This is a genomic window from Rhodoplanes tepidamans, assembly GCF_030813915.1.
Taxonomy (GTDB): domain Bacteria; phylum Pseudomonadota; class Alphaproteobacteria; order Rhizobiales; family Xanthobacteraceae; genus Rhodoplanes; species Rhodoplanes tepidamans.
The window spans coordinates 151,689-163,884 of the sequence record NZ_JAUSUJ010000007.1 but is presented as its reverse complement, the minus strand read 5'-3'; the positions used below and the strand labels follow the sequence as shown (position 1 = coordinate 163,884).

The 12,196-nt window shown below is 71.8% G+C and carries 9 protein-coding genes; 7 read left to right on the top strand and 2 right to left on the bottom strand.

The genetic code is table 11. From position 1 onward, the window contains the following. The first annotated feature begins 62 nt into the window (after positions 1 to 62). A complete protein-coding gene (locus tag J2S22_RS10765; protein ID WP_272778510.1) occupies positions 63 to 812 on the top strand; it encodes an SDR family oxidoreductase in 750 nt (249 codons plus the stop codon). A gap of 17 nt (positions 813 to 829) precedes the next feature. Here the strand turns inward: J2S22_RS10765 and J2S22_RS10760 are convergent, their stop codons facing one another. Further along, entirely contained in the window at positions 830 to 1,300 is a 471-nt protein-coding gene (locus J2S22_RS10760) for an HPP family protein (RefSeq protein WP_272778509.1), read from the bottom strand. Between the two features lie 544 nt (positions 1,301 to 1,844). Here J2S22_RS10760 and cysS point away from each other — a divergent pair. From cysS to J2S22_RS10730, 6 genes are all read left to right on the top strand, one after another. Beyond that, entirely contained in the window at positions 1,845 to 3,191 is a 1,347-nt protein-coding gene (gene cysS, locus J2S22_RS10755; protein WP_272778508.1) for a cysteine--tRNA ligase, read from the top strand. Positions 3,192 to 3,423: 232 nt separating this feature from the next. After that, on the top strand, positions 3,424 to 3,792 hold the full coding sequence (locus J2S22_RS10750) for an endonuclease domain-containing protein (RefSeq protein ID WP_272778507.1): 369 nt from the start codon (positions 3,424 to 3,426) through the stop codon (positions 3,790 to 3,792). Beyond that, on the top strand, positions 3,792 to 4,292 hold the full coding sequence (locus tag J2S22_RS10745; protein ID WP_272778506.1) for a GNAT family N-acetyltransferase: 501 nt from the start codon (positions 3,792 to 3,794) through the stop codon (positions 4,290 to 4,292). The genes J2S22_RS10750 and J2S22_RS10745 overlap by 1 nt, the downstream gene beginning before the upstream one ends. Before the next feature lie 201 nt (positions 4,293 to 4,493). Then, complete coding sequence (gene cimA, locus J2S22_RS10740) at positions 4,494 to 6,092, top strand: citramalate synthase (RefSeq protein WP_272778505.1); 1,599 nt, start codon at positions 4,494 to 4,496, stop codon at positions 6,090 to 6,092. A gap of 351 nt (positions 6,093 to 6,443) precedes the next feature. Beyond that, entirely contained in the window at positions 6,444 to 6,962 is a 519-nt protein-coding gene (locus J2S22_RS10735) for a hypothetical protein (protein ID WP_272778504.1), read from the top strand. A 21-nt stretch (positions 6,963 to 6,983) separates the two neighbouring features. After that, positions 6,984 to 7,538 carry a hypothetical protein gene (locus tag J2S22_RS10730; protein WP_272778503.1) on the top strand — a complete coding sequence of 185 codons (555 nt, stop codon included), beginning with the start codon at positions 6,984 to 6,986 and terminating at the stop codon, positions 7,536 to 7,538. Here J2S22_RS10730 and J2S22_RS10725 read toward each other — a convergent pair whose 3' ends face one another. Then, positions 7,539 to 11,642, bottom strand: a complete 4,104-nt coding sequence (locus tag J2S22_RS10725; protein ID WP_272778502.1) for a chemotaxis protein CheB — start codon at positions 11,640 to 11,642, stop codon at positions 7,539 to 7,541. Positions 11,643 to 12,196 lie beyond the last annotated feature (554 nt).

Sequence of the window (12,196 nt, the reverse complement as noted above, 5' to 3'; positions counted from 1 at the left end):
CGTTTCCGGCACCGTCGCGTCACCGGCGGCCGACGGGGCCGCCCCGGCGAAGGAGACGGACCATGGCGAACGACGGCACCCACGGCATCGCGGGCAAGGTGGTGGCTCTGACCGGCGCGAGCAGCGGCATCGGCGAGGCGACGGCGCGCGAGCTGTCGGCCCGCGGGGCGAAGCTGGTGCTCGGCGCCCGGCGCACCGACCGGCTGGAGCGGCTGGTCGCCGAGATCGGCGCGGCCGGCGGGCAGGCGCGCTGCCGCGCCCTCGACGTCACCGACCGGGCCGACACGGCGGCCTTCGCGCGCTTCGCCGAGGCGGCGTTCGGGCCGATCGACGTGTGGATCAACAATGCCGGCGTGATGCCGCTGTCGCGCCTCGCGGCCCTGAAGGTCGACGAGTGGGACCGCATGATCGACGTCAACATCCGCGGCGTGCTCAACGGCATCGCGGCGGTGCTGCCGGGCATGACGGCGCGCGGCGCGGGGCAGATCGTCAACGTCGCCTCGATCGGCGCGCACGCGGTGTCGCCGACCGCCGCCGTCTACTGCGCCACCAAATACGCCGTGTGGGCGATCTCGGACGGCCTGCGCCAGGAGCACACCGACCTGCGCGTCACCGTGATCTCGCCCGGCGTGGTCACCTCGGAGCTCGCCGACACCATCACGGACGCCGAGGCGGCCGGCGTCATGAAGGACTTTCGCAAGGTGGCGATCGGCCCCGACGCGGTCGCCCGGTCCATCGCCTTCGCGATCTCGCAGCCGGCCGACGTCGACGTCAGCGAGATCGTCGTGCGGCCGACCGCGAGCCCGTACTGAGCGAGGGCGCGAACCGCTCACCACCAGCGGTGCGGCCAGGCGTAGCGCCGCACAGCGAGGTGCCAGCCCCAGGCGAACAGGGCGAGCAGCACGGCGCCGGCCCCGACCGGCGCCACGAGATATGTCCAGGACAGGTTGTTGCCGACCACCAGCAGCGGGTCGATGCCGGCCGGCGGGTGGAACGTGCGGGTGAGCTGCATGGCGACGATCGACAGGCCGACCGCCACGGCCGCCGCCCACGGGCCCGGCCCGACCGCGGTCAGCACCAGGAGCCCGACCAGGGTCGAGACGAGGTGGCCGCCGACCAGGGCGCGCGGCTGCGCCGGCTCGGCCTCGGGCGAGCCCATCACCAGCACGATGGAGGTCGCGAACGGCACCGCGAACAGCGGGAACGAGCCGAAGGCGGCGAACACCTCCATCAGGGCGATCGCCACCCCACCGCCGGCGGCGCCGGCCAGCATGGCGAGAACGGTGCGTCTGTCGGTCATCGGCGCGGGGGTGTCGGTTCGGGTGCGGGCTCGGTCCGGGGCGGTCTTCGGTCTGGCCACTCGAGCGGCTCACTTGGAGCGGTTTCCGATGGCGGTGAATCGGTCCCACCTCGCGTTCGTTCCCGCGACGGCGGGGGACCCGGGGGCGGTTCGACGTGTGGCCCCTGGAGTCCCGCTCGCGCGGGCATGAGCGGAGAGTGGATCGAGTTCAACGGAACGGGTCTAGCACGAAGCGTGCCGGCCGCGCAGGCGCCGGGCCGGCAGGGCCCGGCATGCACGTTCCGCAGGCCTTTCGGCCGCCTCTCGCGGCTCTTGACGGGGCGCCCCGGCTCGACCATGGTGCCGCCCCATGAACGGCCATCACGCCCAGATCGGCATTTGCCGGGGGATTATTCGCTAGCGGCTCCCGCTGGCTACGGCCGTCTTGTCCTCTTTCCAGACAAACAGACGCCGGGCCAGCGCGGGCCCGCGACGTGATTCGGCCGCATGGATTTCGCGGGCGGGACGGCCGGGGGCCGACCGCCGGCCCGGCAGAGGACAGGTCATGGAACTGAGGCTGTACGACACGCTCACGCGCGAGAAGCGGACCTTTGCGCCGCTCGATCCGGCGCGGGTGCGCATGTATGTGTGCGGTCCGACCGTCTACGACTTCGCCCATATCGGCAACGCCCGGCCCGTCATCGTCTTCGACGTGCTGTTCCGGCTGCTGCGCCACGTCTACGGCGCCGATCATGTCACCTATGTCCGCAACATCACCGACGTGGACGACAAGATCAACGCGCGGGCGGCGGAGCGCGGCATCACCATCCGCGAGCTGACCGAGACGACCTATGCCGAATTCAAGGCCGACGTGACGGCGCTGGGCTGCCTGCCGCCGACCGTCGAGCCGCGGGCGACCGAGCACGTCGCCGAGATGCGGGCCATCATCGAGAGGCTGGTCGCCTCCGGCCACGCCTATGTGGCCGAGGACCACGTGCTGTTCTCGGTGCCGTCGATGCCGGGCTACGGGGCGCTGTCCAAGCGCCCGCTCGACGAGATGATCGCCGGCGCCCGCGTCGACGTCGCACCCTACAAGCGCGACGCCATGGACTTCGTGCTGTGGAAGCCGTCGAAGCCCGGCGAGCCGGGCTGGCCGTCGCCCGCCGGCATCGCGGTCGAGGGCCGGCCGGGCTGGCACATCGAGTGCTCGGCGATGAGCTGGAAGCATCTCGGCGAGACCTTCGACATCCACGGCGGCGGCATCGACCTCGTGTTCCCGCACCACGAGAACGAGATCGCCCAGTCGTGCTGCGCCTTCGGCACGAGCGTGATGGCGAGCACCTGGATGCACAACGGCTTCCTGCAGGTGGAAGGCGAGAAGATGTCGAAGTCGCTCGGCAACTTCGTCACCATCCGCGAGGTGCTGAAGGACTGGCCGGGCGACGTGGCGCGGCTCGCGATGCTGTCGACGCATTATCGCCAGCCGATCAACTGGACCCTGAAGGGGCTCGAGGAGGCCCACAAGGCGCTCGGCTCGTTCTTCGACGCGGCCTCGGCCGATGCCGAGCCGCGGCCGGCGCCGGCCGTGCTGGAGGCGCTCGCCGACGACCTCAACACCCCGATGGCGCTCGCCGCCATGCACGGGCTGAAGAACGCCGCCGGCCGCAAGGCGCTGGCCGGCACGCTCGCCTTCTTCGGCTTCCGCCCCGAGGCGCTCGCCGCCTGGGAGGCCGCGCATGCGCCGGCGCCGCCGATTCCGGCGGACGAGATCGACGCCAAGGTGGCGGCCCGCATCGCCGCCCGCAAGGAGAAGAACTGGGCCGAATCCGACCGCATCCGCGACGAGCTCCAGGCCCTGGGCATCGTGCTGAAGGACTCCAAGGACGGCACGACGTGGAGCGTGACGCGATGAGCCCCAATGGCGAGCCGCACGCACCGAAACCCTCTCCCCTCGTGGGAGAGGGTGGGTCCGCGCGAAGCGCGGAACCAGGTGAGGGGGCTCTCCTCTTGCTCGGAACTCGTGGCACGCCCCCTCACCCGCCCGAGCTTCGCTCGGGCACCCTCTCCCGCGAGGGGAGAGGGTCGCGCCCTGCTCGCCGCGGACGCTCGCATCGGACAAGGACGTGCCATTCGGGAGCTCTCGCATGACCGACGCCGGGGATCGCGACATGACGGAGGGCGAGCGCCGGCTGTGGCGGGTGCTGCGCACGAAGAAGTTCGGCAGCGCCAGGTTCCGCCGCGGCGTGACGATCGGGCCGTACCGGGTGGCGTTCGCGTGCGACGCCGTGCCCGTGGTGGTCGAGGTCGACGACACGCCGGGCGGCCGCGATCCCGAGCGCGACCAGTGGTTCTTCTGCCACGGCTACCGGGTGCTGCTGTTCCGCCCGGAGGACGTCGCGGCGAGCCTGGACGGCCTGCTGTCGATCGTCGAGACCGAGGTGGCGGCGGCACCGCGCCGGCCCGCGCGCGTCGCCGGCGCGTCGGCGGCCGCCGGCCGGGAGGAGGGCGCGTGATGGCGACCGCCCATCCGGAGCTCGGGCTGCGGCCGGTGCTGCCGGCCGACACGCCGGTGCTCGCCGAGATCTTCCGGGCCAGCATCGAGGAGCTCGCCGCCGACGACTACAGCGAGGCCCAGCTGGCGGCCTGGATGCAGGCCGCCGAGGACGAGGCGGCGTTCGGCGCGCGCATCGCCGAGGCGCTGGCGCTGGTCGTCACCCTCAACGGCACGCCGGTCGGGTTCGTGACGCTCGCCGGCGGCGACACCATCGATCTCCTCTACGTGCATCCGGGCGTCGCCGGCATGGGCGCCGGCGGCATGCTGATCGACGCCGTGGAGAAGCTCGCCGGCGCGCGCGGCGCCGCGAAGCTCGTGGTCGACGCCAGCGACAACGCCCGCGGCTTCTTCGAGAAGCGCGGCTATGTCGCTCAGCGCCGCAACACCGTGCTGCGCGGCGACGAGTGGCTCGCCAACACCACCCTGGAAAAGGCGCTCGCCGGAAAGGCCCCGACGTGAAACGCCCCGACACCCCGTTCCCGCGCCACTGGCTCTATTACATCCTGATCAAGATTCTGGTGCTCGCCGGCGGCGTCGCCTTCGTTCTCAAGTACCTGAACTACTGGTGACCATCGATTGCGGCGTCGTGCGCCCGCGCGACGTCCGGGGGAAGCGCTTTCCGACCTCTCCGCGCGACCGGGGAGGCGACAGGACACGACCATGACGGAACGCCTCTATCTGTTCGATACCACCCTGCGCGACGGCGCGCAGACCAACGGCGTCGACTTCACGCTCGCCGACAAGCTCGTCATCGCCCGCATGCTGGCCGAGCTCGGGATCGACTACATCGAGGGCGGCTATCCGGGCGCCAACCCGACCGACACCGAGCTGTTCGGCGAGGATCGCGGCATCGCGGCGACCTTCACGGCGTTCGGCATGACGCGGCGGCCGGGCCGCTCGGCCTCCAACGACCCCGGCCTCGCGATGCTGCTCGACGCCCATGCCGACGCGATCTGCTTCGTCGCCAAGTCGTGGGACTATCACGTCCGGGTCGCGCTGGAGACGACGCTCGAGGAGAACCTCGCCTCGATCCGCGACAGCGTGCAGGCCGCCCGGGCGCGCGGCCGCGAGGTGCTGGTCGACTGCGAGCATTTCTTCGACGGCTACAAGGCCAATCCCGACTACGCGCTCGCCTGCGCCGAGACGGCCTACAGGGAGGGCGCCCGCTGGGTGGTGCTGTGCGACACCAACGGCGGCACGCTGCCCAACGAGATCGAGCGCATTGTCGCTGAAGTGACGAAGCGGGTGCCGGGGGACCGGCTGGGCATCCACGCCCACAACGACACGGAGCACGGCGTCGCCAACTCGCTGGCCGCGGTGCGGGCCGGGGTGCGCCAGATCCAGGGCACGCTCAACGGGCTCGGCGAGCGCTGCGGCAACGCCAACCTGATGTCGCTGATCCCGACCCTCAGGCTCAAGCGCGAGTTCGCCGACAGGTTCGACGTCGGCGTCTCCGACGCGGCACTGGCGAGCCTCACGCGGGTGTCGCGGAAGCTCGACGAGATGCTCAACCGCTCGCCCGACCGGCACGCGCCCTATGTCGGGCCGAGCGCCTTCGTGACCAAGGCCGGCATCCACGCCTCGGCGATCCTCAAGGATCCGGCGACCTACGAGCACGTCCGTCCCGAGACGGTGGGCAACCGGCGCGACGTGCTGGTCTCCGACCAGGGCGGCCGCTCCAACGTGCTGGCCGAGCTCGCCCGCGTCGGGCTGACGGTCGACAAGGACGATCCGCGCATCGGCGGCCTGCTCGACGTGGTGAAGGAGCGCGAGGCGATCGGCTACGCCTACGAGTCGGCGCCGGCCTCGTTCGAACTGCTGGCGCGCCGCATGCTCGGCACCGTCCCGGACTATGTCGAGGTGATCAAGTTCGACGTGAACGTCGAGCACCGCATCAACGCGCTCGGCCAGCGGGTCACGGCGACCGTCGCGGTCGTCAAGGTGAAGGTCGGCGACGACGAGCCGCTGATCTCGGCGGCCGAGGGCATCGGCCCGGTGCACGCCCTCGACCTCGCGCTGCGCAAGGATCTCGGCCGCTACCAGGACTACATCCGCAGCCTGAGCCTGACCGACTACCGGGTGCGCATCCTCAACGGCGGCACCGAGGCCGTCACCCGCGTGCTGATCGAGAGCACCGATGCCGACACCGGCGACACCTGGACCACGGTCGGCGTCTCGCCCAACATCATCGACGCCTCGTTCCAGGCCCTGATGGACTCGATCGTCTACAAGCTGATCCGCTCCGGCGCGACGGCGTGAGGGGGATGTCATTCCGGGGCGCGGGCGGAGCCCGCGAACCCGGAATCCAGCCCCGATCTCTGCATGCGCGGCTGGATTCCGGGTTCGGCGTTGCGCGCCGCCCCGGAATGACGGGTGTCTCTCCGCTGCTCCTCCTTAAAACCCGTGTAAACCTGCAATAGATCGAAAAGCATCCTTCCACCCTCGACAGTGGAGGGGCGACGACAATACTTGCGGACATCGTCTCGACGAGGAGGTGTCCGTGCTCGATCGCCTGTCACCCGAGGTCCGCGAGGAGGCCGGCCGGTGCAATGCCCGCGCCGCCGGCGCTGCAATGGCGGCGGGCGCCGCGCCCGCCGGGGAGTGCCGGTGATGCGGTCGCCCGAGACCTGGGGGGCGGCGCGGGACGACGCCGAGCTCGACCGCTTCGCCGCGCTCGACGGGCCCGAGCAGCTGGTGGTGTGGGGCTGCCGCACCTGGGTGGTCGCCATGCGGGAGGGCCGCTGCCCGGTCGCGGTGCTGCGGCCGACCTTCCTGCGCGCCGGCGTCGAGGACGCCACGCTGTCGCTCGACGCGCTGCTGCGGGTCACGGCCCGGATGGCGGTGCGCCGCTTCGAGGTGCGCTGCCGGCGCTGCCCGCAGCTCTCCGCCGACGAGCTGCGCCTGGTCGCCGCGGCGGCGGCCGCCCAGCAGGGCGACCTTCCGGCGACCCGGGCCCGGCTCGGCGCCTGGCTCGATGCCGAGGGCGTCGGCTTCGCGCTGCCGCCGATCCGCGGCCTCGCGACCCTGTTCTTCCGCGCCGGCCTGGTGCTGCCGCAGCGCGACGCGGTCGACGCGGTGCTCGCCATGGCGGCGCATGCCGGCGCGGCGCAGTCCTGCACGCTGCACTGAGGCGGGCGAGGGGAGACCGGCATGAGCTGCGAGCCCGAGACGGCGATCCCGCCCGCTGACGGTCTCGGCGAGCCGATCCGCTTCGACTTCGCCCGCGGCGGCGGCGAGTGCCGCGACTGCCGCGCCGTGTGCGGCGACGCCGGCGAGCATCTCGCCCTGGCGCTGGTGCGCTACATCTGCGCCGGCTACATGACGGCGAGCGCCGACTGCTGGGAGGCCGCCTGCGCGCATGCGGACGACGCCTTCGGCCCGGTCGACGGCCCGTCCTTCGTCGGCCGCGCCGGCGCCCTGGTGCGGGCCCTGCGGGCCGAGCGGCGCGGCGGCTTCGCCTTCTTCCCGGCGTCGTGCGCGCGGGTCTCGGGCGACGAGGCCGATCTGCTCGGGCTGGTGCAGGCGGCCCGCGCCGGCGACGTCGCCGGGCTGCACCGGGCGGCCGTGCGGGTCGGCGGCGACGCCGCCGGGCGCCGCCTTCTCACCGCGGCGCGGGCGCTCGCCGTGCTGCTGAACCGCCATGCGCTGCTGCGGGCGGCCGCGCCCGAGCCCGGCCTGGCGGGCCATGCGGGCGTGCCGAACTGATCAGCCCGGGACGTCGCCGCGGCGCCCGTTGCGGCGGCCGCGCGAGCGGGCGGCGGTCGCCGCCCGGGCCGCCCGCGGCCGGTCGTCCCCCGCCGACTCGTCCGCCGCGGGATCGTCCGGTGCCGGGGCCTGCGCCGGCGGCGCGTCCGCGGCGGCCTGAACCGTGCCGAAGATGACGCCGCCGTTCCCGCCGTTCCCGCCGTTGCCGCCGTTCGGGCCGGCCGCGCGCGACCGCTCGGCGGGCGGCTGCAGGCTCTCCACCGGCAGCACCCGGTCGGCCGGAAGCCGCATCGTCACGGTGGTGCCCTTGCCGGGGGTGCTGACGATGTCGAGGGCGCCGCCGAGCGCCTTCATCAGGGCGATGCTGACCGGCAGGCCGAGGCCGCTGCCCTCGCGCTCGCCGCCGCGCACGAAGCCCGACGTCACCGGCTCGGTGCCGATCCGGGCGATGGTCTGCGGCGGGATGCCGATGCCCTGGTCGGCGACCTCCACCATCACCCCGCCGTCCGGGCGCGGCCGCACCGTGACGCGGATCTTGCCGCCGCGGTGGGAGAACTTGATGGCGTTGGAGAGCAGGTTGAGCAGCACCTGGCGGACCCGCAGCTCGTCCGCCCGCAGGCACACGGCGCTGGCCTCGAAGTCGAACACCACCATGACGCCGGCCTTGGCCGCCATCGGCCCGACGAAGCTGACCGCCCCGGAGACCAGCTTGACCAGGTCCATCGGCGCGTCGTGCAGCCGCAGCACGCCGGCCTCGACCTTGGCGATGTCGAAGACGTCGTTGATCAGCCCGAGCAGGTGCACGCCGGAGACGTGGATGTCCTTCACGTAGGAGAGATAGCGCTCGTGCGGCAGCGGGCCGTGGATCTCCGACAGGATCGCGTCCGAGAAGCCCACGATGGCGTTGAGCGGCGTGCGCAGCTCGTGGCTCATGCGGGTGAGGAAGTCGGTCTTGGCGCGGTTCGACTGCTCGGCCGCCTTCTTGGCGCGGGCGAGCGACTCGCGCGTCTCGAAGAGCTCGGTGATCTCGCGCAGCGTCGCCGCGCGGTAGAGGTCGCCGGCCAGCGTGAACTCGTTCAGGACCACGTCGAAATGCCGGACCGTGCCGCGGCGGGACAGGGCGATCTCGAAGCGCTGCGGCTGCTCCGCCCGGCCGGCGCCGAGCAGATGGGCGACCAGCGGCTCGGCATTGGCGTCGCCGGTGACGAACAGGCCGCCGGCCGGCCGGCCCAGGATGGCGGCCTCGCTCACCTCCAGCATGGCGGAGGCGGCCGGGTTGCAGACATGCACCAGGCCGCGCTCGTCGGCGATCACGATCCCGTCCGCCGAGGTCTCGATCAGGATGCGGGCGCGTCGGCCCTGCTCGTCGGCGACCCGCTGGGCGGTGCGCAGCTCGGTGACGTCGGACAGCGTCAGGATGGCGCCGCGGATGCGGCGGTCGATCCGGTGCGGCGAGACCTGCATCAGGCAGAGCCGGTCCTGGATCTGCAGCTCCTCGGCGTGCGGCGTGCCCGACTTGAGCACCGTCTCGATGGCGGAGCGGATCGACGGCACGCCGATCGCGGTGGCGACGTCGAGCAGATGCTGGCGGCCGAGATCGGCCGTGATCCGCAGGATGCGGGCCGCGCGCTCGTTGCTGCGCACCACGTGGAGGGTCGAGTCGATCAGCACGATCCCCTCGGCCGAGTTGGCCATGATGCCTTCCAGCTCGCCGTTCGCCTCGGCGAGGTCGCCGGTCTTCACCGACAGCTCGTCGTTGACCGTGGTGAGCTCCTCGTTGGTCGCCTGCAGCTCCTCGTTGGCGGTCTCGAGCTCCTCGTTGGAGGCCTGCAGCTCCTCGTTCGACGCCTGCAGCTCCTCGTTGGTCGACTGCAGCTCCTCGTTGGAGGTCTCCAGCTCCTCGACGACGGTCTGCAGGTTCTCCTTGGTCGCCTTCAGCTCCTGCTCGAGCGCGGCGATCTGCTGCACGGTGGCGTCGTCGACGCGCTCGGGGGCGAAGCGCGGGCCGTGCTGCGGCAGCGGCTCGCGCTCCTCGAAGCATACGAGATACAGGCGCTCGTCGTGGTGCTGGCGGTCGACCGGGTGGACCGCCATGCGGACGCTGCGGCCGCCCTCCTTGCCGGTGTGGAACTGGCCGTGATGCGAGGCGTGGTCGCGCTGGCAGCGATGCATCAGCACGCGCAGCTCGCCACGCAACGACGGCTCGATGATGCTCATCAGGTTGACGTCGACCTTGCCGCTGGCGCTGCCGATCCGCACGAAGCGGCTGACGTCGCCGAAGAAGTGCAGCGGCTCGCCGTCGTGCGAGACCAGGATGCCGGGCGGGCCGTAGCGATCGACCAGCAGGTCGCGGCCGATGCGGCCGAAGTCCTGGTCCGGCGGCTCGGCCGGCCGCCGCGCCGCGTGGGCGAGGTCCGGCATCGGCAGCGCGCCCTCGACCCGCGGCACGTAGTAGGGGCGGATCGGCACGTCGCGGCGGCGGAACAGCTTGTGGCGGGCGTCGACCGTCGTGTAGATGCCCTTGCAGGTGCCGAGCGACTCCGACTTGCCGAGGAACAGGAATCCGCCCGGCCGCAGGGCGTAGTGGAACATCTTGAAGATGTGCTCCTGCAGGGCCGGCTTGAAGTAGATCAGCATGTTGCGGCAGCTGATCAGGTCGATGTTCTTGAACGGCGGATCCTGCACGACGTCGTGGCGCGAGAACACGACGAGGTCGCGCACCGTCTTGTCGATCCGGAACAGCCGCCCGCTGTTGGAGAAGTGGTTGTGCAGCATGGCGGCGCCGAGATTGACGACGCTGCTCTCGGCGTACTCGCCGCGGCGGGCGTGGCTGGTGGCGAGGCCGTCGATGTCGGTGCCGAAGATCTGCACGCGCAGCGAGCCGAGGCGGGCCGGCGACTTCGACGCCAGCAGCAGCGCGATCGAGTAGGCCTCCTCGCCGGTGGCGCAGCCCGGCACCCAGACGCGCAGCGTGTCGCCGGGCCGCTTGTCCTTGACGATCTTGTCGAGGATCTTGCCGAGCGCCGCGAATGACTCCTTGTCGCGGAAGAACGACGTCACCGAGATGAGGAAGTTCTTGGCGAGGGTGTCGAGCTCGTCGCGGTGGTGGTCGATGTAGCCGACATAGTCCTTGAGGGCGCCGATCTGCAGCGCCGACATGCGCCGCGCGATCTGCCGGCGCAGCGTCGCCTCCTTGTACTTGCCGAAGTCGATGCCGGTGTGGTGGCGGATGTAGCGGATGATGGTCTGGAAGGTGCCGCCGCCGTCGCTCTTCTCGGCGAGCCCGAGATTGAGGTCGTGGCCCTGGGCGATCACGGCGAGCTTGCCGGCGATCTCCTTGGGCGGCAGCACCAGGTCGGCGCCGCCGATCGTGATGGCGGCGCGCGGCATGCTCTCGTACTTGGCGGAGCCCGGCTCCTGGGCGAACGTGATGCCGCCGTGCGCCTTGACGGCGCGCAGCCCGTTGGCGCCGTCGGAGCCGGTGCCCGACAGCACGATGGCGATCGCCCGCGGACCGAGGCCGGCCGCCAGGCTGGTGAAGAAGTGGTCGATCGACGGCTTCGGTCCGACCGCCTCGAGCGGGGCGCGCAGCACCAGCTTGCCGGCCCGGTAGAACACGTCGCTGTTGGGCGGCGCGATGTAGATGGTGTTCGGCTTCACCGTGACGCCGTTGTTGATCCCGAGCACCGGGATCCTGGTCTCGCGGCCGAGCAGCTCGACCATCATGCTGCGGTGCTGCGGCGAGAGATGCTGGGCGACGACGAAGCAGAGATTGGAGGAGTTCGGCAGCGCGGCGACGAACGGCCGCAGCGCCTCGAGCCCGCCGGCCGAGGCGCCGATGCCGACCACGTAGAGGCCGGTCTTGGTGTCGGCCCGGCCGACGCCGTCGGGATCGCGGCCCGAGGCGTCACGGTCCGCGCGGTCGGGCGACGCGGCCTCGTCCGCGTCCTCCGCGGAGAGGGCGCCGGGCGTGAGCTCGTGCGCGGAGTCGTCGTGGGAGGAGTCGTCGGGCGCCCGGTCGCCGGCGGCGCGGCGGCGCCGGGATCCGGGGCGGGTGGAGCTGTCGCGGGGCGACTTTCCGGCCGGCCGTGCACGTCGAACCATCGCACCCTCTCGCCACGCGGGCCTCGACCAGGGGACGCAGGACAGGTACGCACACGCTGGGATTAGTGCGCTTACAAGAACGAACTTTGATCGGGCAGAAAAATACCTTCTGCTAATTTTGGTGTCTTACGTAGGTCCCCGTATCTTAGGTAGCAATGCGTAGGATCGACGCAGGAAATCCTGTGCGATTGCTTCCCCGGCCACGGCTTTACTAGGCCCGCACAGTCTTTGTGGAGCATCCGGGTGATACAACCGGGAGGATGCTTTGGGTGAAGGCGAGTGTTCTTCGTCGACAGCGCGCCCGCCCCAAGACCCCGGCGCCGGGCCGGCGTGTCACGGAGACGGGAACCGGACGGGCGATTCGACGGACGATTCGCACACGCGGCCCGGCCCGCGGCGCGATCGGAGCGGGTTCGGCGCTGACGAATCGTCGCCGCTGCGCTGCCTCGGGGGAGGTCTCGTGTGCCGGGCGCGGCGCGACGCGCCGCGAACCGGGACCCGGGGGCGACCAGGTGCGGTGGCTGCCGGCGCCCCGAACCGCCGCGACGACCAGC